We start from the raw sequence: 23,280 nt of genomic DNA, 5'->3' as shown, positions 1-23,280 counted from the left end.
AACTCGTGGCACAACCGCGGGTTCAGGAAACTGCAGGTGTGTACCGAACGTCGCATCCGGGTCATTGAAGCGTTCATTTCTTTAGCCAACGCCGTGATCGTTGTCCGCCGGCTGGTCCGGGAAGCCTTGAGCACCTATCGCTGGGAGACTCGCCCGACCCAACGACCCTGACCTATCCGCGCGATCTCTTAGTCCGACGAGATACCGCGCCACGGCGCACTGAATCTGCAGGGCCGCCGGGATTTTTTCCCGGCGGCCCTTCGTCGTCTCCGGGGTGGGGTGGTACCCGCTATTCTGGACCGTCATGGATGAGGTGGTCTGGCGATGGATGCTTCCGCTCCGCTCGCCCGAGCTGACGGGGTTGCTGGCCGTGTGGTCAGAGCTGTTCCGTCCGCGCTGGATCGTGCTGGCCACGGTACTGTTCGGCCTCTCCCGTCTCTGGTTCTCCCTGGGTGGGCGACGTCTCTGCGTCGCCTACCCGGCGGTGGCGATCGGGGCGGCGGTGACGCTGACCCACCTGCTCAAGCCTGTTTTTGACCGGCCCCGGCCGCCCGAGGAGTACCGCCTGGTCGCTGAGGTGAGCGGGGCCATGCCTTCCGGTCACGCCACCGGGGCGGTCGCCCTGGCCACCGTCACCACCGTGGTGGCTGTCCGCTTCTGGTGGGTGCTTCTCGTGTGGTTGAACGCGGTGGCGGTCATGTTCACCCGTCTCTATCTGGGAGTTCACTGGCTCTCGGACGTGTTGGTCGGGGCGGTCGTGGGGGTTGTGGTGCCGCTCCTGGTGGCGGTGTTCCTGGGCTGCGTGTGGCCGGCCTTCCGGGAGCCGGTCAGGGTGCCGCCAGGGGGGGGCACCAGTTAGACACCAAGTGTTAACCTTCCGTTTGAAATACGTTCCCCCAAGGGCTCCGGGGCCGCGATTTCGGCGATGCATTGTGTCCTGTCAGCACTTTTCCGGGGGTTTTCACGCCGTCCTGACCTGCCGGTTTACCTGTTCGGAAAAACATATATGACGCTGACCTGCGGGAACTGCTTGCGCTTTTCTGAATCTCGTGTAAAGTTAACTGCAGGTTAACAACGGGGAACCAAAAGAAGTCGCGGCGCAACCCTGGCAATGCGGGTCGCGCCCTCCCCTTGTGATGAGAAAGAAGTAGGTGATCACGAGATGATCAGCAAGTTCGACACCGTGCGTCAGGACCTCTACAGCCGTTTCGGCCATGTCTGTGACGCCGAGACCATCGATTCCATTCTCGAGAGTGTGATTGCAGAACACACCTCTACAGCCCACGTCACGAAATTCCTGCCCGTCCTCGTGGCCCGGGAGGCCGCCGAGCTCATCCAGGACCACATCTGGACCACCGGTGACATCGGCACCCCGCGCAAGCGGATCCTCTTCGTCAGCGAGCGCAACGCCGGCCGCTCCAAGTACGCGGTGGCGATCGCCCGCCACCTCTCCGACAACGGGGTGGTGGCCACCTCGGCGGGTACGCACCCGGAGAACGGCATCGACCACAAGGTCGAGTGGGTGCTGGACGAGCGTGGGCTGACTGTTCCGCAGCAGGGGCTGCGTGAGGCGGGCCGGCGCACCGTCGATGCCGCCGACGTCATCGTCCTGCTGGGCGTGGAGGAAACTCCCACCCATCCGGGCAAGCGCTATGTTCACTGGAACATCGAGGATCCCTCCGGCAAGAGCCTGGGTGAGGTCCGCACCATCTGCGACCAGATCGAGATGCAGGTCTTCAACCTGCTCATTGACATGGGCGTCCCGATGACCGCCCGTACCGCAGGTGACCTGCAAGCGGCCTAGACGTGGTCCGATGGCCCCGGCTCCCCGACAAGGGTGGCCGGGGTTTCGTCATGGCTGGACACCCACCGCGCTAGAAGCTGCTTGAGCCACCGGCGCCGGAGAACCCGGAGGAGAAACTGGTGTTGACCGAGCTGCCGGAGCTCGACGCGGTGGAGGCGGCCGCGGTGTCGGAGGCGTGCCACGAGCTGACCACCGCGAAGGGGACGTAGGCGTGGTAGCCGATGCCCGGCTGCCAACCGGACTGGTAGATCGTCGGGGCCCGGTGTTCCTCGGCCTCCTCGAGATCGCGGTACATCTTCTCCTGCACCGCCTCATTGAGCACCCGGGCATCCGCGATCAGCCCCGCGTAATGGTCCATGAAGTCGGGGGCGCCCAGATCCTCGCGGAGGGCCAGCACCCGCTCGTCGAGTTCCCGCAGGCGCTGCGAGAGCGCGGCGTCCTCCTTGTCGGCGGTGACCTCCGCCTCGAGGGCGTCCTCATGCAGGCGCGTCAGCTCGCGGCGTCGGGTGTCCGCGTCCCCGTGCTCCATCTTGGCCAACCGCTCGATATTCGATTCCGCGGTCTCGAGCTGGGTGACGGTCTCGTGGGCCGTCCCGATCTCCTCGGCCCTGTCCCGGAATTCCTTGTCCTCGGCAGCGGCGTTCAGTTCGCCCAGGGCATCCATCTGGTCGTGCAGCCCGAGGAAGCGGGTCTTGACGTCCTCCCACTGCGTGCGCAGCGCATCATTGGCCAGCGGGGAACTCAGGGAGTGGGCGCGTATGTCAATGGCGTCCAGCTCCTGGGCCAGCCGGCCGTAGTTCGCGGAGACGTAATCGAAGCGTTCCCGCGCCGTCTCCGCCTTCTTCTTCCTCGCGTGCGCCACACCCCAGGCCCCGGTCCCGGCGGCGATCACGCCCGCGGTGCCGACTCCGGCGCCGATCCACCCCCAGGGCGTCTCGGCGGGTTCGGTGACCACGGAGGTGTCGGCGGCCGCCCGGGTGCCGGCGACCAGGCCCGCTGCCCAGTTCTCCTGGCGCAACGGTTCCCGCATGGCGTCAGTCATCCCCTCATTCCGGCCTTCGCCGTAGAAGTCCAGGGTGTCGGCCACGTCGTCCCCCGCGTAGACGCCCATCCGGTGCGGATCCAGGCCGACCGCGACGATCAGGTGCCCCGGGGCCCATTTCATGTCCGCCACCGGCAGTGACGTGTCATTGAGCAGTTCCGGGGCGTTGTCCAGTGCCCACTCCAGGACTGAATCATTGAAGTTGTCGTCGTTCTCGGCGAGGAGCAGGTAGTCCACCGTCTGCACCGTCGCGGGCAGGTCGATGTCCGCGGTGGCGTCATTGAGGAAGTTGATGTCCTCCTGGGTCAGCTCACCGTCCGGGTTGTAGACCTCCACGTCGACCTGGGCGACCGCGGGGGCCTGGGCCTGCAGTGAGACCCCCGGAACACCCGCGTCTTCCGGTACCACCGCAGCGGCTGCGACGCTGAGGCCGACGCCGTTCAGCGCGGTCAGGCCGACGGCTGCGGAGAGTGCTCCCACGCGGAACACGCAGCGGGTGGCAGCGGTGCGGGACTGGGTTTTTCGGGCTGCTCGTGCCATACCTACAGACGCTACCGGGTCAGGGGCTCCGTGTCAGGAGCAGTTTTGCCCGAACCGGCAGGTCGTGACCATTTTGTTGTCGCGGCCAGGAAACGTTCTCAGCGGGGTTCCGACCAGGCCATCAGGGTGTTCTTGGTCGCATGGTTGCGTGTCCGGAATGGAGCTGACGGCCCGACCCAGTACGCTGGTGGGTCGATACCGTCGCGACCCGCGCCGGAAACCAGTCGAGTCCTCGAAAGGCAGTGGAACCAAACGTGAGCGACAGCGACCAGACGTCGAAGGCCGTAGAGCAGCTCCAGCGGATCCTCCTCCCGAAGCGCGGCGAACCGCACGACGTCCGCATGCTCTACCTCATCGAGGCCGAGCACAACCGTGATCGGTTGACCTGGAAGGACCGTTTCAGCGTCAACATCCCCGCCGGCTCAGAGGTCAGCTTCCAGACCTACTTCAACGCCTTCCCCGCCAGCTACTGGCGCCGCTGGTCCCAGCTGGACAACGTGGTGCTCAAGCTCAAGATCACCGGCACCGCCCGGGTGGAGGTCTACCGCTCCAAGATCGACGGCACCCGCGTCAACATCGAGGGCGCCCTGGTCAGCGATGACACCGCCGAATTCGACCTCTCGCTGGCACCGTTCGAGGACGGCGGCTGGCTGTGGTTCGACATCGCCGCCGAAACCGAGACCGTGGTCACCGAGGCCGGCTGGTACGCCGACGCCGCCCCCGGCCCGCAGACCATGCCCGACGGCTCCCAGGTCGGCCCCTTCGAGGCCCGCGCCACCGTCGGCATCCCCACGTTCAACCGGCCCACCGACGCCGTCGCCGCCCTGCAGGCCCTGGCCTCCGATCCGACCGTGGACGCCGCCATCGACGCCGTGCTCATGCCGGACCAGGGCACCAAGCACCCGGCCGACGAGCCCGGCTATGACGAGGTGGTCGCCCACTTCGGCGAGCGCTTCCACGAGTTCCGTCAGGGCAACCTCGGCGGCTCCGGCGGCTACTCCCGCATCATGTTCGAAGCCCTGGGCGGCGTGGACGGCACCGGCGCAGCCGGCAAGGCCGAAAGCCCCTATATCCTCTACATGGACGATGACATCGCCATCGAACCGGACTCGGTGCTGCGCGCGATCCAGGTCGCCCGCTACGCGAAGTCCCCGATCATCGTCGGTGGTCAGATGCTCAACCTGCAGGACCGCGCCGAACTGCGCTCCATGGGCGAGGTGGTCAACCCCGCCGACTTCATGTGGTCGGCCGCCCCGCACTCCGAGTACGACCACAACTTCGCCGAGTACCCGCTGTCCTACCGCGGCAAGCCGGAGGACGCGAAGAACCCAGATGCGAAGCACTCCCGCGACCTGCACCGGCGCATCGACGTCGACTACAACGGCTGGTGGATGTGCATGTTCCCCCGCGTGGTGGCGGAACAGCTGGGCCAGCCCCTGCCGCTGTTCATCAAGTGGGATGACACCGAGTACTCCCTGCGCGCCGGCAAGGCGGGTTTCCCCACCGCCACCTGGCCCGGCGTGGCCATCTGGCACATGTCCTGGGGAGACAAGGACGACGCCATCGACTGGCAGGCCTACTTCCACCTGCGCAACCGTCTGATCGTCGCGGCGCTGAACCACGACGGCCCCGTCGACGGCCTGATCAAGTCCATGCGCAAGTCCACCTTCAAGCACGTGATGTGCCTGGAGTACTCGACCCTGGCCATCCAGATCGAGGCCATGAGGGACTTCCTCGCCGGCCCGGACCAGCTCTTCGACATCCTGGAGACCTCCCTGCCGCGCATCAACGCCCTGCGCAAGGAATTCTCCGACGCCCGCGTGATCCCGTCCGCCGCCGAGCTGCCCGAGCCCTCCGGTGCGCCGGGTGTGCCCACCAGGGACATCGGCGGCCGCCTGGCCAAGATCAAGAAGATCGGCTGGTTGGCCAAGGGACTCAAACACTCCCTGTCCCCGGCGGACGACCGGCACCACGCGGTCCCACAGGCCAATCTCACCCCGACCGAGGCCCGCTGGTTCTCCCTCTCCCGTCTCGACGGCGCCACCGTGACCACCGCCGGCAACAACGGCGTGGTCTACCGCAAGCGCGACCGCGCGCTGGCCAAGGAGCTGCTCACCGAGACCCTGCGGCTGCAGAAGGAGGTGGCTGAGCGGTTCGACGAGATGCGTACCGCCTACCGCGCCGCCCAGCCGGAACTGACCAGCCGGGCGTCCTGGGGGGAGATCTTCAATGACTGAATCCTCCCGTGAGGTGGACGCGTTGATCTCCATCCAGCGCGTGCTTCTCGACGCCCCGGGAATTCTGCCCGCCGCCCGCACGCTGAGCCGCTTCGGCGAGCACTCCCTGGGCTGGCTGGGTCTCAGCGCCGCCGGTGCCGCCGCGGATAAGCGACGTCGTCGGCAGTGGCTGGCTCTGGGGGCCGCGGCCTTCACCAGCCATGCGGCTTCGGTGGCCATCAAGCGCGTGGTCCGCCGGGAACGCCCGCATGATCCCCGCATCACCGTCGGGGTGGGCACGCCCTCCCGGTTGTCCTTCCCGTCCTCGCACGCCACCTCCACCACCGCGGCCCTGGTCAGCCTGGCTGACCTGACGGGCAGCAGGTGGCCGCTGGCCGGTGTGCCGGTGATGATGGCGTCGCGTATGGTCCTTGGAGTTCACTACCCGACCGATGTTCTGGCCGGTGCGGCCCTGGGTGCCGCGACGGCGAAGGTCGTGAAAGAAGTAGAGAGGCGAATCGCGTGACCACGGAAAATCCTGGTTTCTTCGGCGGTCCGGAGCCACACACTGAAGGCATCGACGACCGCAAGAAGCGGAAGCCGCCGAAGAACCTCGTCGACGGCATGTTCAAGGCCCTGCGGCCGAAACAGTGGGTCAAAAACGTCCTGGTGGTCGCCGCCCCGCTGGCGGCCGGTGCCGACGCCCTGTTCCACACCCGCACCCTGCTCGACGTGCTGCTGGCGTTCATCGTCTTCTGCCTGGCGGCATCCTCGATCTACCTGATCAATGACGCCCGGGACGTCGACGCCGACCGTGCGCACCCGACCAAGCGTTTCCGTCCGATCGCCGCCGGTGTACTGCCGGTGACCCTGGCCTACATCATGTCCGTGGTGCTGATCATCCTGGCGGTCGGTCTGTCCTTCCTGGCATCGTCCGGCTTCGGCCTGGCGATCGTGGTGGGGGTCTACATCGCCCTGCAGCTGGGCTACTGCTTCGGCTGGAAGCATCAGCCGGTGATCGACATCGCGCTGGTCTCCTCCGGCTTCATGCTGCGGGCCATGGCCGGTGGTGTGGCCGCAGGCATCGTCCTGTCCCAGTGGTTCCTGCTGGTCGCGGCCTTCGGATCGCTGTTCATGGCGGCCGGCAAGCGCTACGCCGAGCTGCTGCTCGCCGAACGCACCGGCGCCAAGATCCGCAAGTCCCTGCAGGGCTACACCCCGACCTACCTGCGGTTCGTCTGGACCCTGGCGGCCACCGCCGTGGTCATGTGCTACGCACTCTGGGGCTTCCAGCTCGCCGGTGAGCATGACGGCGCCGCAGCTGTCTGGTACCAGATCTCCATGGTGCCGTTCACCATCGCCGTGCTGCGCTTCGCCGCAGACGTGGACCGTGGTGAAGGTGGCGCCCCGGATGAGATGGCGCTGTCCGACCGCGTGCTGCAGCTGCTCGCCGTGGCCTGGATCCTGTGCATCGTGCTGGCGGTGTACGTGGTGCCGGCACTCGTGTAGCTGGTTTCCGTAGCCGTTTTTGACGAGCTGCCACTGATCCCCCGGGGAGGTTGTCCTCCCCGGGGGATCTTTGCGTGGCTGCTGTAGGGGCGGATTCTAGGCAGAGGTGGATCGGCTGCTGGGGCCAGAGCCGTGGACAGGAACCCGGTCTGATTACGGCCCACCTCGTGGGGTTGAGGCCGGGGACGTGCTGATTGGCCGAGTGCTGCCGGTTTTCGGGGTGTTGGCGCTGAATCACAAGATTCCGGCGGGGTTCGGTCACGCTGGTTCTGGCAGCCTTGGTCGCTCAGCCAAGGTCAGGGGCAGGCATATCGGCCGGTTGTGGTGAAGAAACCACATGGGCTTATGTCAGTGGTGTGTTGGTTGGCCAAGTGCTGCCGGATTTCGGGATATTGACGCTGAATCACAAGATTCCGGCGGGGTTCGGTCACGCTGGTTCTGGAAGCCCTGGGCGCTCAGCCGGCTTCAGTGGCGTGCTGATTGGCCGAGTGCTGCCGGTTTTCGGGGTGTTGGCGCTGAATCACAAGATTCCGGCGGGGTTCGGTCACGCTGGTTCTGGAAGCCTTGGTCTTTCAGCCAAGGTCAGGGGCAGGCATATCGGTGGTGAGTTTGCGTCGTCCTCCTGCAGCCGGCAGAAGAAAGCGACAGACTGGGGAGAGGCCACTCCAGTCGGAAATCACCGGGGAAAATTGAGCCCGCTCGGAAATGGCCTGGCCACACCCCAAGTTGTGTCCTCGGCCGCCGTGCTGCTCACCACGGGACCACCTCGTCTGGCTCCACGTGCGAGCCAGAAAGGAGTACCAAGACCCCGGTGCTAGCATTAACGCCCATGACAACATCGGTCTCCCGGGGGAAACAGCCTGCGTGGCAGCGCATCTCACTGACGCGCGCGACAGGTCTGCTCAGCGCCCTGGTGATCGCCATTCTGGCTTTCTGGGGTGGCTGGGCCCGCCGGTGGATTTCTGATGACGGGCTGATTGTTCTCCGCACCGTCCGCAACCTGCTGGCGGGAAACGGACCGGTGTTCAACGCAGGTGAGCGCGTGGAGGCCAACACCTCCACGCTGTGGCAGTACCTGATCTGGTTCTTCGCGCTGTTCACCGACGCCCGTCTCGAGATCATCGCCATGTGGCTGGCCCTGATCCTGACGACGGCCGCGTTGTTGATCTCCGTGCTCGGCTCCCTGACCCTGTTCCGCCAGCAGCAGGCACTCTTGCTCGTGCCGCTCGGAGGCATCGTCTACCTGGCGTTGCCACCGGCCCGCGATTTCGCCACCTCGGGACTGGAGTGGGGGCTGTCGATCTTCTGGCTGGCCGTGCTCTGGCTGCTCCTGGCCCGCTGGGCTGCCCCGACCCGACGTTCCCGACATTCCAGTCACGTCGGCCTGGACTGGCCCGTTTACCTCTTGGCCTTCTGGTGCGGTCTCAGTTGGCTGGTACGCCCCGAACTAGCCCTCTACGGCGGTTTGGCCGGCATCCTGCTCATGGTGACGGCCAGGAACTGGAAGGTGATGCTGGGGATTCTGGCGTCCGCGCTCCCGGTGCCCGCCGCCTACCAGATCTTCCGGATGGGCTACTACGGGTTACTCACTCCACACACCGCGGTGGCCAAGTCCGCCAGTGACGCGGCCTGGTCCAGCGGGTGGGAGTACGTGCAGAACCTGACGGAACCCTATGCACTGTGGCTGGCGCTGGCCGGTGGGCTCCTCGTGGGCGCACTTCTGCTCCTGCGCGCCACCTATCCCACACTTCTGCCGGAGGAACCCTCCCACTTCGAGGCGCGGACGGGCCGATTCGGGGCCCGGTCCCGCACCGGAGTGACCATCCTCATCATCGGTTGCGCCCTGGTCCACTTCATCTACGTGATCCGTGTGGGCGGGGACTTCATGCACGGCAGGATGCTTCTGCTGCCGTTGTTCGCGATTCTGCTGCCGCTGGCGGCGGTTCCCGTCTTCGATCTGACTCGCCCCTCGCTCTGGCACGATCTGGGGCTGGCCATCGCGGCGGTGTTCCTCGGTGGCTGGGCGCTGATCACCACCCTGGGGGACTATGAGCATCCCATCGCTGACAGCGCGGGAGGACTCGGGATCGTCGATGAACGGGAATTCTGGACCCAGGCCACCGAGCGGGAACCGGGTGATCCGCCGCTGGTCGCCACGGATTTCCTGGCGGCTCCCATCATGGAGGACTTCACCGAGGTGGCCGCCGAAGCCCGCGAGGAGAATTCCGGCCTGATGGTGCAGATCGCCGTGTCCAGCGATCCGGAGCGCTACTCCTGGATCCATATCCCCCGGATGGCAGAACAGTCTGATCTGCAGTACATCCCGCCGACGGTCTCCATGCTCAACCTCGGCATGACCAGCATGAATGTTCCGCTGGACATCCGGGTGGTGGACAATATGGGGCTGGCCAATCCGTTGGCAGCCCGCCAGCCCCGGGTAGAGGACGGCCGGATCGGCCACGATAAGCGGCTCCCGGTGGCCTGGCAGGCGGCGGAGTCTGCGACCGACCTCGCGGCCCTGCCGTCGTGGACAAAACCTGAAACGGCGGAGCTGGCCCGTCCCGTGCTGCGCACGCCCGATTTTGTGGAGCTCTTCGAGGTGTACCGCGCCCCGTTGACGGCCGATCGTTTCTTCGGCAATATCAGGTTCGCCTTCACGGAGGGGCGCACTCTGGAGTTCAGTGATGATCCTGAGGACTACCTGACGGCAAGGCAAGAAGGGGCGGATTCTGAGATTCCGCAAATAATGTGGCCCACTTCTATTGCCACGGATCAGCGGAGGTAGTGGGCTAGATACCCGCCCACATCATCACGGTCTGGTAACGAACGAGTAAGTATTTCGTGGCTTAATGGTCTACGCTGGCACCAGACTTGAGGGGCGACCCGCTGTCGTTCTGCTTTGATCGGGCTAAATAGTTCGAGTGAGCTGTAACGTCTGCTTGTTGTCGCCCGATAAGAGGACAGTGTGAATTAGCGTTCGCCCGGTGAGGGGTGGACCGAGTCGAGCCGAAGTGAAACTGAGCCGAGGAGAGAAATGACATCTACGACTGGAGTGAGCGCCCTGGGGCGTAAAGCCATCGCGGCCCTTGTGGCCGTGGTGATGGCCCTGGGCCTGATGGTCGTGGGCGCTGGTGAGGCGTCAGCCGACAACCGCGGATGGTTGCGTCCCGACGCCACCGGCATGTGCGAATGGGATGCTCACCAGTGGTGGGTCCAGCGTTGTGACGTGTGGTCCGAGGCCAGCGGCTACAACATCACCGTTCAGGTCCAGCCCGCCGCCCGCGGGGGTAACGCAGGCTTCTACCTCCTGGACGGCCTGCGCGCCACCAACCACGCCAGCGCCTGGACTGTGGACACCAGCGCACCGGCCACCTACGCCGACTCCAACATCACCCTCGTGATGCCGGTCGGCGGCGCCGCCTCCTTCTACGCTGACTGGGAGGGCCCCGCCACCTATGACCTGAACAACCCGGTCAACTACCAGTGGGAGACCTTCCTGACCTCGGAGCTGCCGGCCTACCTGCAGCAGCACTTCGGCGTGAACCCCGGCAACAACTCCATCGCGGGTCTCTCGATGGGCGGCACCTCTGCCCTCAACATCGCGGCCAAGCACCCGGAGCAGTTCCGTCAGGTGTTGTCCTGGTCCGGTTACCTGACCACCACGCTGCCCGGCATGCAGACCATGCTGCGTGTGGCGCTGCTGGACGCCGGTGGCTTCAACCTCAATGCCATGTACGGCTCGATCGTCAGCCCGCGCCGCTTCGAGAACGATCCGTTCCTGAACATGGGTGGCCTGCAGAGCATGGATGACATCTACATCTCCGCCGCCACGGGCATCCCCGGACCGCAGGACGCGAACTACCCGATCCAGTACACCGCCTCCGGTATGCCGCTGGAGATGCTGTCCCGCGCGACCACCACGGCGTGGGCGTTCAAGGCGAAGGCCGAGGGGCTCAACATCGCGGAGAACTACCCGGCCACCGGCATCCACAACTGGACCAACTTCGCCGGTCAGATGAAGCAGACCAAGGGCCGCGTCCTCGACGTGATGAACGCCTGGTAACAAGGCCCGGCCGCGCGCAGCGCCCGGCAGCTGAAGCAGTACCAGACCCCGCTTCCCGGAATCCCCGGGCAGCGGGGTCTGTCTTTTGTGTCACCGCGCGTAGTGGCCCGGCGGTCACGCCGCTAGGGCTGGGCGACCGCCTCGACGATCGGGGTACCACCGTCGTGGAAGGACAGGGTCCGGCGGATGGTTGCGGGCTCGTCGAGGACAGCCGCGATCACGGCGGCGACGTTGCCTCGCGATGTCGCCGGGACATCGAGGTCGCGGTGCTCACCCGAGTTGTCCACCGTGATCTTCCCGCTGGGTTCTTCCAGGGTCAGTGCCGAGGGGCCGAGGACCGTCCACTCGAGGTCGGTGTCGGTGCGCAGGTGCTCGTCGGCCCGGGACTTGGCGTTGTAGTAGGCGTACATGCCGTCGTCCTCGCTGATGCCGGGAACCGCGCCGTCCACGAGGTGTGAGTTGAAATAGGACACCATGACAAAGCGCCGGATGCCGGCCTGTCGGGCGGCGGACATCGTGCGGATCGCGGCGTCGTGATCCATGGCCCAGGTGCGGTCGGCGCCGTCGCCGCCGGCGCCCGCACTCCAGACAACGGCGTCGCTGCCGGCCAGCAGTTCGGTGATCGCTGCGACGGCCAGGTGCTCGACGTCGGCGACGACCGGGGTGGCCCCGGCGGCCTCGATGTCGGGGGCCTGCGCCTCCTTCCGGATCACGGAGAGTACGGTGTGCCCCGCTTCGTTGAGTAGCGGTGCGGCGCGCAGGGCCACCTTGCCGTGCCCGCCGATGATCGTCACTGTCGCCATGTCTTCTCCTTCTGTTCGTATTCCGCCGGCCTTCAAGGGCTCCGGACGTGGCGCCGGGCCCGCGGTGCCCCGAAAAATTCGTCCCTTCGAACCGCGGCACGCGAACGGGTGACGCTGCTGCCGAAGCAATGTGTCGGTTTTGTCACCCGAAACTGACACAACACTCCCGCAGCCGTGTCACCCAGCGGATTCCCCGGCTTCCGAGGCAACGTCCGGGGGTTTCCCGGCGGGGTGAGGCCAGCCTATCGGCGGCGGAGAAACCTGGGCGGGGGTGGCGGGAACCTTTTCCTCCGCTGGAACGTCAGAAGGTGGGGGAGTGGCCGGTGTGATGGGAAATATCCCGGATAACACCCCCGGTGTCCGGCGCGTCACTTCCCAAAGTCTCAAGTTCAACTTAAACTTGATAGCGAACCGCAGGGAATTGATTCACTGCATACCCACATATGTAACGGATCAGCCAACTGTGGCGAGGAACAATATAACAATCACATAAGGTGCCCGCGGATCGGTGATCCCGTGCCGGGTGGCGTGAAACCGGTTCCGGAAGAGGGGAACTTCCGGAACCCTGGTTTGCGTCACGCATCGCAGTGTTCTGCGCCGTGTCTGTCTGATTCCGCCGTGGGGGCCGAGGTCTGCTCACCGTCATCTCTATTCACAAGGACAGATACATGCGCGACACCGCATCCCGTTTTGCCCGGCGGCGTTCCCTCTGGATCGCAGCTGCCGCCGTTCCCACGACCCTGGCTCTCGGTCTGAGCCTGGCACCCGCCGCCGTTGCCCAGAGCTCCGGCTCGAACGGCCTGAGTGATTACCTCCAGAGCGGTCCGCCGCCGGAGCGCTCCACCCTCAGCACCGAGTACCCGGACATCGAGGGGCTGCCGGAAGGCGTGTCCGTGGATCGCGTCGAGTGGTACACCAACCGCCACGTCGCGGTCTTCATCAACTCCGCCGCCATGCCGGAGGAGCCGATCCCGGTGCACATGCTGCTGGCCCGTGACTGGCACTCCAACCCGGACCGGGAGTTCCCGGAGGTCTGGGCGCTGGACGGCCTGCGCGCGCGGGACGACGAGTCCGGCTGGACCATCGAGACCAACATCGAGCAGTACTACGCCGACAAGAACGTCAACGTGATCCTGCCCGTCGGCGGTGAGTCCTCCTTCTACTCGGACTGGCAGCAGCCGAACAACGGCAAGCACTACATGTGGGAGACCTTCCTGACCCAGGAGCTGGTCCCGGTGCTCGACAATGGCTTCCGCTCCAACCAGCGCCGCGCCGTCGTCGGCCTGTCCATGGGCGGCACCGCCGCAGTCAACCTGGCCGAACGCCACCCGTACCTCTTCGACTTCGTGGGTTCCTTCTCCGGTTACCTGGACACCACCAGCCTGGGGATGCCGCAGGCGATCGCCGCGGCCCAGATGGACGCCGGTGGATACGACTCCACCGCCATGTGGGGCCAGTTCGGTTCCCAGGACTGGATCGACCACGACCCGAAGCTCGGCATCGAGGCACTCCAGGACAAGACGGTCTACGTCTCCGCGGGCAACGGCCGTGACGACTACGGCCAGGATGGCTCCGTGGCCAACGGCCCGGCCAACTACGCCGGCATCGGTCTTGAGGTCCTGGCCCGGATGACCACCCAGACCTTCGTCAACGCCGCCGGAAACGCCGGTGTGGACGTGATCTCCAAGTTCCGCCCCTCCGGCGTGCACTCCTGGGAGTACTGGCAGTACGAGATGACCCAGGCCTGGCCCTACATCGCCAACGCCCTGGAGATCCCCGAGGCGGACCGCGGGGCGGACTGTGCCCCGGTCGGCGCGATCGCGGAAGTGACCTCCAACGGTGACATCGGCACCTGCGTGAACAACGAGTACGACGTCGCCGACGGCGAGGGCAAGGCCCAGGACTTCCGCTCCGGCACCGCCTACTGGTCCCCGGAGACCGGCGCACACGCCCTGTTCGGCCGCATCAACGCCCGTTACTCCGAGCTCGGCGGCGCCAGCTCCTGGCTCGGCTTCCCCACCTCCGGCGAGAAGACCACCCCGGACGGCGTGGGCAGGTACGTCCACTTCGAGAATGGCTCGATCTACTGGACCCCGTCCACCGGCGCCCAGGCCATCCCGCGCGACATGTTCGAGCACTGGGGCACCACCGGCTATGAGACCGGCAAGCTCGGCTACCCGACCGGCGAGGCCGTGGAGACGAACGGCGGCCTGGTCCAGGAGTTCCAGAAGGGTTATGTGGTGCGCACCCCGGAGGGGGACAACCACTGGCTGACCGGGGTCATCGCCGACAAGTACGGCGAGCTGGACACCGTCAACTCCACCCTGGGGTACCCCGCCAGCGATGAGATCAAGATCAACGGCGGTGCTTTCCAGGAGTTCGACAACGGCTACCTCTACTGGTCGCCGAGCACCGGCGCGCACGTCATCATGAAGGGCGCCATCTTCGACGCCTGGGGCGAGCAGGGCTGGGAGCGGGGAGACTTCGGCTTCCCGGTCGCGGACCAGGCGCCGGTCCGGGGCGGCGGCGAGGAGGTCGAGTTCGAGAACGGGACCATCCGCCAGATCAACGGCCAAATCGAGGAGGATCCCCGCTAGTGAAGCGTTCGCTGAAACACACCGGCATGGTGGCCACTGTCCTCGCCGCGCTGACCCTGTCAGCCTGCGGCGGTGGGGCCACCGTGGAAAACGACGACGTGAGCTCCGTCGCGCCGACGACGCGCTCCTCGGAGAGTCCCGAGGCGTCGGAAAGCGAGACGGAATCCGAATCCACCTCGTCCAGCACCACGGAATCCAGTCGGCAGGCCCCCGGCGGCGCGGCTCCGGCCGAGCCGCAGCCGGAGGACGGTGCGGCGAAGGAGATCGATGAGATCCCCGAGCAGACCCCGCAGCGCAGTCCTGAGGAGGAGGCGCTGCTGGAGGAGATCGGCGAGGGCGGGATCGACGTCGCCGGTGTCGAGGAGCAGCTCATCGGGGCCGCCAACACGGTCTGCGACGCCGCGGCGCAGGACTCGGAGAGTGTCATCCTGCCGGCGGTCGCCGGGCAGCTGATCGAACAGGGCAAGACCGATCTGTCGCATGAGGAGGCGACATCGCTGATTGATTCTGTCGCCCGGTCAGCGTACTGCTAGTTAAATGAGAAAAGTTCTGACGGTGCTCGCCGTCCTGGTGGTGCTGGTCCTGATCGTGGTCGGCATCATGCAGTGGCAGCGTCCCTCCGGGGAGAAGCCGATCCCGCCGATCACGCAGCCGCCGACGGCCGAGCAACCCGAGTGGTGCCCGGACGTCGAGGTGGTCGCGGCGGCGGGCACCTGGGAGTCATCGGCGGATGATGATCCGATCAACCCCCGGGCCAACCCGTACTCCTTCATGCTGACCATCACCCAGCCCCTGCAGGAGAAGTACCACCCGGAGGACGTGAAGGTCTGGACGGTGCCGTACACGGCCGAGTTCCGCAACATCAACGCCCAGCACGAGATGTCCTATGACGACTCGCGCAACCAGGGCCTGGAGCGGGTGGAGGCGGAGTTGTCCGACATGCACTCGCAGTGCCCGTTGACCGACTTCGTCCTCGCCGGGTTCTCCCAGGGCGCGGTGCTGCTCGGCGACGCCGCCAGCAAGATCGGCAACGGCAACGGTGTGATTCCGGCGGAACGCGTCAGGGGTGTCGCCCTGGTCGCGGACGGTCGCCGGGAGCCTGGTGTGGGCCAGGTTCCGGGTGTCCAGGTCGCCGGGGTCGGTGCCGAGATCACGCTGGAGCCGCTGAACCTGCTGGTCCAGCCGGTCGTTCCGGGCGCCACGATGCGCGGCCCGCGGGAGGGCGGCTTCGGCGTGCTCGATGACCGGGTGCAGGACATCTGCGCACCGGATGACTCGATCTGCGACGCCCCGCTCAATGCCGGCAACGCGGTGGAACGCGCCCAGGCGCTGGCTGCGGCGAACGGCGTCCACGCGATGTACGCCACCAACCCGAATGTCATTCCGGGGACCACCACCAACCAGTGGATCGTGGACTGGGCCTCCCGGCTGATCGAGCAGTCCTAGGGGCGGGCCGGTGGATAGGAGATTGCCGTTAACGGGAGTGTCCGGTCCACCTGCTATATTTCAAAGTCAAAAGTAACAAAACGTTATCCAGCCGACGATGACGTGGTGGACGGCCATCCGGTGACCACCTCATAAGAGATGACCATCTCGCAAAAGACCACGCGATACGCAAGGAGAAGCATGGATCTGCAAGCGGCCATGGGCCAGTTTTTCAACGACGAGGGGGAGATCGCCCTTGCCCCGCAGCTGACCCTGTCGGGCCTGGCCGAGCTGATGTACCAGGCTGATCTGGCCCAGGGTGGCGGCGACCGCAAGGTGCTGCGCTTCTGGGACTTCTCCGAGTCCCGCAAGGGCACTCCGGTGGACTACACCCGCACCGAGATCAACACCCGGATCAAGGCGGTGGCCGCTCGGTTGCAGCAGGTCGGCAAGATGGGGGACCGCGTGGCCATCCTGGCCAACAACTCCCCGGAGTACATCTTCGGTTTCCTGGGCTCCCTCTACGCCGGGATGACCCCGGTGCCGCTCTATGATCCGACCGAGCCGGGCCACGCCGACCACCTCAACGCGGTGATCGGGGACTGCAACCCGAAGTTCGTGCTGACCAACTCCAACTCGGCGGCGGCCGTGCGCGAGCACTTCGCGGACACCCCCTCCCGGCAGCGTCCGCGCATCCTGTCCGTGGATTCCCTGCCGGACACGCTGGCCGGTTCCTACGAGAACCCGATGACCACCCTGGCGGGGCAGCAGATGATGGCCTCCTCCCAGGTCATGCCGATCGACATGCCGGCCTTCCTGCAGTACACCTCCGGTTCCACCCGGAACCCGGCCGGTGTCATCCTGACCAACCGTTCCATCCTGACCAACGTGCTGCAGATCTTCACCGCCGCCCGGCTGCGGATGCCGCTGCGTCTGGTCTCCTGGCTGCCGCTGCACCATGACATGGGCATCATCCTGGCCGCCTTCGTCACCATCCTCGGCCTGCAGAACGAGGTCATGTCCCCGCGGGACTTCATCCAGCAGCCGGCCCGCTGGGTCAAGCAGCTCAACCGCCGTGAGTCGGACAAGAACCTCTACACCGTGGTGCCGAACTTCGCGCTCGAGTTGGCCGTGCGCTACGGCAAGCCGGCCGAGGGTGAGTCCCTGGACCTGTCCGCGATCGACGGCATCATCATCGGCTCCGAGCCGGTCACCCGCAAGTCCGTGGAGCAGTTCGCCGAGGCTTTCGAGCCCTACGGCCTCAAGCGCGACACCCTGCGCCCCTCCTACGGCCTGGCCGAGGCCTCTCTGCTGGTCACCACGCCGCAGACGCCGAACCGCCCGGTCTTCGCCCACTTCGACCGCGACGCCCTGGCCGAGGGCCGGGCGGAGCAGGTGGCCGCGGACTCCGGGAACGCCGTGACCTTCGCCTCCAACGGGCAGGTCGTGCGCCCGCAGCACCTGACCCTGGTGGATCCGGAGACCCGCACCGAGGTCGCCGACGGCGTCGTCGGTGAGATCTGGGCCCACGGCCAGAACATGGCCGCCGGTTACCTGGACCGCGACGAGGACACCACCGAAACCTTCAAGAACACCCTGGCCGGCCGCCTGTCCGAGGGCTCCCGGGCGGAGGGCGCCCCGGACACCGGCTGGATGGCCACCGGCGACCTGGGCACCATCATCGACGGGGAAACGTATATCACGGGCCGGCTGAAGGACCTGGTGGTCATCGCCGGCCGCAACCACTACCCGCAGGACATCGAGTACACCGTCGACACCGCCTCCGGACACATCCGCCCGGACTCCGTCGCCGCATTCTCGGTGGAGGGCGATGACGTGGAGAAGCTCATCATCATCGCCGAGCGCGACCAGAACGCCGAGGAAGCCGGCGACGCCGCGGCCGTCGAGGCGATCCGCACGGCGGTCTCCGCCGCCCACGGCGTGGTGCCGGAGGAGATCCGGATCGTCGCGCCGAATGAGATCGCACGCAGCTCCAGCGGCAAGATCGCCCGCCGCGTCAGCCGCAAGAACTACCTGGCCGAACAGGCCGGGCAGTAGGGGAGTTCCCCGCCACCAGCCCTCTGCCCGGACACCCGGGACAGGGGGCTGGAGTCATGTCGGTGCCCGTAGCGTATTGAATGCGGCAGGCCAGCGTCGCTATGCTGCTTGCGGTTGCGCCGGGGCGGGCAGAATTGCCGGCTTCCCCGGCCGGGGCCACCGCCAACTCCCCGGAACCAGCCGGGGGCACCCGCTCCCGAACTGCGAAATGAAACGAAATCCCGGGCGCGGCAGATACAACCCCTTATAGAAGTATCTGCCCAGTCCGAACGAGAACATGTCAAAAGGAAGAGACCTCCGTATGGAATCGAGCCAGTCTCCGGCCGCATCGGCGTCACTGACCACAGAGCAGCTCCGCGCCTGGCTGCGGGACTGGGTGATCACCACCACCGGGCTGTCCCCGGAGGAGGTCACGGACGACAAGCCGATGGAGAACTTCGGCCTGTCCTCCCGGGATGCCGTCGTGCTCTCCGGCGAACTGGAGAACCTGCTGGACACCCAGTTGGACGCCACCATCGCCTATGAGTACCCCACCATCAACGCCCTGGCCAAGCGGCTGATGGAGGGCGAGCCCGCCAAGGCGCGCTCCACCGCGGCGAACTCCTCGGCCCGCCGCCTGGCCGGTGGCGCAGCTCAGGGCCCGGGCACCCACGACATCGCGATCGTCGGCATGTCCGCCCGCTACCCCGGCGCCGGCAACCTGGACGAGATGTGGCAGTTGCTCGCCGAGGGCCGTGACGGCCTGGGCGAACCGCCCATCGGCCGCTGGTCCGAGTACGCCGGGGACAAGGTGATGGCGGAGAAGATCGCCAACGCGCGAACCACCGGCGGCTATTTGCCGGACATCGCCAGCTTCGACACCGAGTTCTTCGGTATCTCCCCGCTGGAGGCCGCCAACATGGATCCGCAGCAGCGCATCCTGCTGGAGCTGACCTGGGAGGCCCTGGAGCACGCGCACGTCCCGGCCAACCAGCTGCGCGGGCAGTCCGTGGGTGTGTTCATCGGCTCCACCAACAATGACTACGGCATGCTCATCGTGGCCGACCCGGCCGAGGCGCACCCCTATGCGCTGACCGGCACCGCGAGCTCGATCATCGCCAACCGCATCTCCTACGCCTTCGACTTCCGTGGCCCCTCGGTCAACGTGGACACCGCCTGCTCCTCCTCGCTGGTCGCGGTGCACCAGGCCGTCCGTGCCCTGCGTTCGGGTGACGCCGACATCGCCGTCTCCGGTGGTGTGAACATCCTGGCCTCGCCGTTCGTGGAGACCGCCTTCGACGAGCTCGGCGTGTTCAGCCCCACCGGCAAGATCCACGCCTTCTCCGATGACGCGGACGGTTTCGTGCGTTCCGACGGCGCCGGCCTGCTCGTGCTCAAGCGCGTCGAGGACGCCCTGACCGACGGCGACGAGATCCTCGCCGTGATCAAGGGCTCGGCGGTCAACTCTGACGGCCGCTCCAACGGCCTGACCGCCCCCAACCCCGACGCCCAGGTGGACGTGCTGGAGCGCGCCTACGTGGACGCCGGCGTCGACCCGGTCGACGTCGACTACATCGAGGCCCACGGCACCGGCACCATCCTGGGTGACCCGATCGAGGCCACCGCCCTGGGCGAGGTGCTCGGCCGCGACCGTGCCGCCGCGCAGCCCACCCTGCTGGGTTCGGCCAAGACCAACTTCGGCCACACCGAGTCCGCCGCGGGCGCCGCCGGCCTGATCAAGGTCGTCCAGGGCATGCGCCACGGCGTGATCCCGCCGTCCCTGCACTACTCGGGGCCGAACCGCTACATCGACTTCGACGCCGAGAAGCTCGAGGTGGTCGAGGACCCGCGGGAATGGCCGGCCTACTCCGGCCGCAAGGTCGCCGGCGTCTCCGGCTTCGGCTTCGGTGGCACCAACGCCCACGTGGTGGTCACCGACTTCGACCCGGCCGACTATGACGCCCCCGTCCGCTCCCGTCAGCCGCAGCTCGACGACCCGGCCCACCCGAACGCCGTGGTGCTGCCGGTCTCCGGCCTGCTGCCCTCGCGGCGTCGGGAAGCGGCCGCCGCCCTGGCGGACTTCCTGGAGGGGCGCGCCGACACCGACCTGGTGCCCGTCGCCCGCTCCCTGGCCAGCCGCAACCACGGCCGTTCGCGTGCGGCCGTGCAGGCCGAGGACACCGCCACCGCCGTCAAGCGCCTGCGCCAGGTCGCCGAGGGTAAGACCAGCGTCGGCATCGCCGCCGCCGATTCCCCGGACCAGGCCGGCCCCGTGTTCGTCTACTCCGGTTTCGGCTCCCAGCACCGCAAGATGGCCAAGGACCTGATCGAGCTCTCGCCGATCTTCGCCGCCCGGCTCACGGAGCTGGACGAGCGGGTGGACGTCGAGTCCGGCTGGTCCATCCTGGACATCGTCCACGATGACGAGCAGACCTATGACACCGAGACCGCGCAGGTGGCCATCACCGCCATCCAGATCGCGCTCACGGACCTGCTGGCCGCCTACGGCGTGAAGCCCGCGGCCGTGCTCGGCATGTCCATGGGCGAGATCGCCGCGGCCTACGCCACCGGCGGCTTGTCCGCGGCAGACGCCATGCAGGTCGCCTGCCACCGCGCCCGCCTGATGGGGGAGGGCGAGAAGTCCCTGCCCGAGGACCAGCTCGGCGCGATGGCCGTGGTGGAGCTGTCCACCGAACAGCTGACCGAGCTCACGGAGACGGTGGACGAGCTCGCCGGTATCGAGCCGGCCGTCTACGCCGGTCCCGGCATGACCACCGTCGGCGGCCCGCAGGAGGCCGTGGACGCCCTGGTGGCCCGCCTCGAGGAGGAGGGCAAGTTCGCCCGCAAGCTCAACGTCAAGGGCGCCGGCCACACCTCGGCCGTTGAGCCGCTGCTGGGGGAACTGGCCTTCGAGACCGCCGGCATCACCCCCCGGCCGATCGAGATCCCGCTGTTCACCTCGGTGGACAAGGGCAGCGTCTACCAGCCGGGCGCGGTCATCCACGACACCGAGTACTGGCTGCGCTGCACCCGCCAGGCCGTGCACTTCCAGGCCGCCACGGAGCAGGCCTTCGCCGCCGGCCACAACATGCTGGTGGAGATCGCCCCGAACCCGGTGGCGATCATGGGCATGATGAACACCGCGTTCTCCGTCGGCCGGCCGGACGCCCAGCTGCTCTATGTGCTCAAGCGCAAGGTGGATTCCGCGGAGTCCATCCGCGACCTGCTGGCAAAGCTCTACGCCGCCGGCTCCCCCGTGGACTTCTCCCTGGCCTACGGCGACGGGGAGCGGCTCGACGCCCCCCACGTGCGCTGGAAGCACCAGCGTTACTGGACCAACGCCCGGCCCTCCTCCGGTGGTGCGACCCGCCTGCCGGGCACGCGGATCACCCTGCCGGACAACACCATCGCCTTCTCCGCCAGCGCGGACCTGGCGCCCTCGGCGCTCGCCGTCCTGGAGGCCGCCGCCGAGGAGGTGCTGCCCGGCTCCACGCTGGTCGCCTCCGAGGAGTACGGCACCCTGCCGCCCAACGGCGAACTGACCACCGTGGTCAAGCGCCACCTGGGCGGGGCGAGCATCGCCGTCCACCACGTGGTCGACGACACCACCCGCCTGGTGGCCGAGGGCTTCGCCGCCGGCGCCGGTCTGAACCTCGGCGACGCCCCGAACCTGGGCGTCCAGGAGGTCACCCCCTCGGCTGACACGCTGTCGCCCGACTACAGTGACCTGACCGTGGACGCCGTGCGCTGGGATCCGGCCAGCGGCGAGACGGTGGAGCACCGCATGCGCTCGATCGTCTCCGAATCCATGGGCTATGACGTGGACGACCTGCCGCGCGAGCTGCCCCTGATCGACCTGGGCCTGGACTCGCTGATGGGGATGCGCATCAAGAACCGCATCGAGAACGATTTCCAGATCCCGCCGCTGCAGGTCCAGGCGCTGCGCGACGCCTCGGTGGCCGACGTGGTCAAGCTCGTCGAGGACCAGGTGTCCGCCCGCGACGTCGACGCCGCCATGCCGCCGACCGCCGGGGAGGGCGTGGCGCCGGAGGGCGCCGCCGCCGCAGCGGAACCTGCGGCCGGGGCGCCCGGGGCGTCGGAAAGCGAGACGCTGCAGGGGGTGGGGGTGGCCCCGCGCGACGCCTCCGAGCGCGCCGTGTTCGGCACCTGGGCCGGTATCACCGGCAAGGCCGCCGCCGGCGTGACCAGCCCGCTGCCCAAGATCAGCGGGGACATCGCCGCCCAGCTCGCCGAGCGACTGTCCGAGCGCGCCGGCCAGGAGATCACCGCCGAGCAGGTGCTCGCGGCCGAGACCCTGGAGCCGCTGGCGGACCTGGTCCGCGAGGGACTGGAGACCGAGGTCGAGGGCAATATCCGCGTCCTGCGGGCCCGCCCCGAGGGTTCGGAGAAACCGAGCGTGTTCCTGTTCCACCCGGCCGGTGGTTCGTCGGTGGTCTACCAGCCGCTGATGCGCCGCCTGCCCGCGGACGTGCCGGTCTACGGCGTGGAGCGTCTCGAAGGTGCCCTGGAGGACCGGGCGAAGGAGTACCTGGCCGAGATCGAGACCTACGCCGTGGGCCGGCCCGTGGTGCTGGGCGGCTGGAGCTTCGGTGGCGCCCTGGCCTACGAGGTGGCCAACCAGCTGCGTGGCACGGACGTCGAGGTCGCCTCGATCGCCCTGCTGGACACCGTGCAGCCGTCTCACCCGGCCCCGGACACGATGGAAGAGACGAAGAAGCGCTGGGAGCGCTACTCCAACTTCGCCAGCAAGACCTACGGCCTGGACTTCGAGCCGCCCTATGAGCTGCTGGAGACCGCCGGCGAGGAGGCCCTGCTGGCCATGATGGAGCAGTTCCTGGCCACCACGGACGCCTCCCAGCACGGGCTGTCCGCCGGCGTCCTGGAGCACCAGCGTGCCAGCTTCGTGGACAACCGCATCCTGGACACCATCGACTTCTCCCGCTGGGCCGAGGTCGACGCCCCGGTGCAGCTCTTCCGCGCCGAGCGCATGCACGACGGCGCCATTGAGCTGGAGCCGGCCTACGCTGAGATTGACCCGGACGGTGGCTGGTCGACTATTGTGGATGACTTGGAGATCATCCAGCTCCCGGGCGACCACCTGGCCGTCGTCGACGAGCCCGCCATCGGCACGGTGGGCGCGCACCTGGCCCGCCGGATCGACGGGTTGGCGGGCTAAGCTCCGCCGTGCCCCGGTGGAGCACCCAGCATCCGACTAATTACGGA

Annotated in this window: 14 protein-coding genes and 1 pseudogene; 13 read left to right on the top strand and 2 right to left on the bottom strand. The window is 67.3% G+C overall.

Going from position 1 to position 23,280, the window contains the following annotated elements; genetic code table 11:
* The 3 genes and pseudogenes from ACQCVD_RS13370 to ACQCVD_RS13360 all read left to right on the top strand — a co-directional run.
* A pseudogene (locus ACQCVD_RS13370) lies at positions 1-171 on the top strand (IS5/IS1182 family transposase); the annotation flags it as partial.
* A 133-nt stretch (positions 172-304) separates the two neighbouring features.
* On the top strand, positions 305-859 hold the full coding sequence (locus tag ACQCVD_RS13365) for a phosphatase PAP2 family protein (RefSeq protein WP_426824269.1): 555 nt from the start codon (positions 305-307) through the stop codon (positions 857-859).
* 303 nt (positions 860-1,162) lie between these two features.
* Positions 1,163-1,804, top strand: coding sequence for a low molecular weight phosphatase family protein (locus ACQCVD_RS13360; RefSeq protein ID WP_426824268.1), 642 nt, complete (start codon positions 1,163-1,165; stop codon positions 1,802-1,804).
* A 70-nt stretch (positions 1,805-1,874) separates the two neighbouring features.
* Here the strand turns inward: ACQCVD_RS13360 and ACQCVD_RS13355 are convergent, their stop codons facing one another.
* Entirely contained in the window at positions 1,875-3,386 is a 1,512-nt protein-coding gene (locus tag ACQCVD_RS13355; protein ID WP_426824267.1) for a DUF5129 domain-containing protein, read from the bottom strand.
* 254 nt (positions 3,387-3,640) lie between these two features.
* On the opposite strand from ACQCVD_RS13355, the gene ACQCVD_RS13350 reads away from it, so the two are divergent.
* The 5 genes from ACQCVD_RS13350 (at position 3,641) to ACQCVD_RS13330 (ending at position 11,174) form a co-directional block, all read left to right on the top strand.
* Positions 3,641-5,623, top strand: a complete 1,983-nt coding sequence (locus ACQCVD_RS13350; protein ID WP_426824266.1) for a glycosyltransferase — start codon at positions 3,641-3,643, stop codon at positions 5,621-5,623.
* Positions 5,616-6,128, top strand: coding sequence for a phosphatase PAP2 family protein (locus ACQCVD_RS13345; RefSeq protein WP_426824265.1), 513 nt, complete (start codon positions 5,616-5,618; stop codon positions 6,126-6,128). The genes ACQCVD_RS13350 and ACQCVD_RS13345 overlap by 8 nt, the downstream gene beginning before the upstream one ends.
* On the top strand, positions 6,125-7,111 hold the full coding sequence (locus ACQCVD_RS13340; RefSeq protein WP_426824264.1) for a decaprenyl-phosphate phosphoribosyltransferase: 987 nt from the start codon (positions 6,125-6,127) through the stop codon (positions 7,109-7,111). The genes ACQCVD_RS13345 and ACQCVD_RS13340 overlap by 4 nt, the downstream gene beginning before the upstream one ends.
* A gap of 829 nt (positions 7,112-7,940) precedes the next feature.
* Positions 7,941-9,896 (top strand): flagellar motor control protein ZomB, encoded by a 1,956-nt coding sequence (gene zomB, locus ACQCVD_RS13335; RefSeq protein WP_426824263.1) that lies wholly within the window; start codon positions 7,941-7,943, stop codon positions 9,894-9,896.
* A 249-nt stretch (positions 9,897-10,145) separates the two neighbouring features.
* Positions 10,146-11,174 (top strand): alpha/beta hydrolase, encoded by a 1,029-nt coding sequence (locus ACQCVD_RS13330; protein WP_426824262.1) that lies wholly within the window; start codon positions 10,146-10,148, stop codon positions 11,172-11,174.
* 122 nt (positions 11,175-11,296) lie between these two features.
* Here the strand turns inward: ACQCVD_RS13330 and ACQCVD_RS13325 are convergent, their stop codons facing one another.
* Entirely contained in the window at positions 11,297-11,977 is a 681-nt protein-coding gene (locus ACQCVD_RS13325) for an SDR family oxidoreductase (protein ID WP_426824261.1), read from the bottom strand.
* 668 nt (positions 11,978-12,645) lie between these two features.
* Between ACQCVD_RS13325 and ACQCVD_RS13320 the strand changes: the two genes are divergently transcribed.
* From ACQCVD_RS13320 to pks13, 5 genes are all read left to right on the top strand, one after another.
* The gene (locus ACQCVD_RS13320; RefSeq protein WP_426824260.1) at positions 12,646-14,574 is read left to right on the top strand and encodes an alpha/beta hydrolase-fold protein; all 1,929 of its coding nucleotides are present in this window, start codon (positions 12,646-12,648) and stop codon (positions 14,572-14,574) included.
* A complete protein-coding gene (locus tag ACQCVD_RS13315; RefSeq protein WP_426824259.1) occupies positions 14,574-15,107 on the top strand; it encodes a DUF732 domain-containing protein in 534 nt (177 codons plus the stop codon). The genes ACQCVD_RS13320 and ACQCVD_RS13315 overlap by 1 nt, the downstream gene beginning before the upstream one ends.
* Before the next feature lie 67 nt (positions 15,108-15,174).
* Entirely contained in the window at positions 15,175-16,020 is an 846-nt protein-coding gene (locus ACQCVD_RS13310) for a cutinase family protein (RefSeq protein ID WP_426824271.1), read from the top strand.
* A 180-nt stretch (positions 16,021-16,200) separates the two neighbouring features.
* Positions 16,201-18,057, top strand: a complete 1,857-nt coding sequence (locus ACQCVD_RS13305; protein WP_426824258.1) for a FadD32-like long-chain-fatty-acid--AMP ligase — start codon at positions 16,201-16,203, stop codon at positions 18,055-18,057.
* A 301-nt stretch (positions 18,058-18,358) separates the two neighbouring features.
* Positions 18,359-23,233 (top strand): polyketide synthase Pks13, encoded by a 4,875-nt coding sequence (pks13, locus tag ACQCVD_RS13300; protein ID WP_426824257.1) that lies wholly within the window; start codon positions 18,359-18,361, stop codon positions 23,231-23,233.
* Positions 23,234-23,280: the final 47 nt, after the last annotated feature.

Origin of the sequence: Corynebacterium halotolerans (assembly GCF_050107895.1) — a bacterium.
Classification (GTDB): Bacteria; Actinomycetota; Actinomycetes; order Mycobacteriales; family Mycobacteriaceae; genus Corynebacterium; species Corynebacterium halotolerans_B.
This window is presented reverse-complemented; position numbering and strand designations above follow the sequence as displayed.